Genomic DNA, 292 nt, shown 5'->3' with positions numbered 1-292 from the left:
AGTGAGCGATTCAGAATCAGCAAGTACATCATTAAGCACTTCAGTATCTGATTCAGAAAGTGCATCAACGTCGTTGAGCACATCAGTGTCTGACTCAGAAAGTGCAAGCACATCATTGAGCACGTCAGTAAGTGATTCAGAATCAGCAAGTACGTCATTAAGCACGTCAGTATCTGATTCAGAAAGTGCATCAACATCATTGAGCACATCAGTAAGTGATTCAGAATCAGCAAGCACGTCATTAAGTACATCAGTATCTGACTCAGAAAGCGCAAGCACATCATTGAGTACG

General features: G+C 41.8%; 1 pseudogene. It reads right to left on the bottom strand.

The annotated features are described in order from the left end of the window. Positions 1 to 292, bottom strand: a pseudogene (locus SH09_RS17325) (hypothetical protein); the annotation flags it as partial.

It is taken from the genome of Staphylococcus gallinarum, assembly GCF_000875895.1.
Lineage (GTDB): Bacteria > Bacillota > Bacilli > Staphylococcales > Staphylococcaceae > Staphylococcus > Staphylococcus gallinarum.
This window is presented reverse-complemented; position numbering and strand designations above follow the sequence as displayed.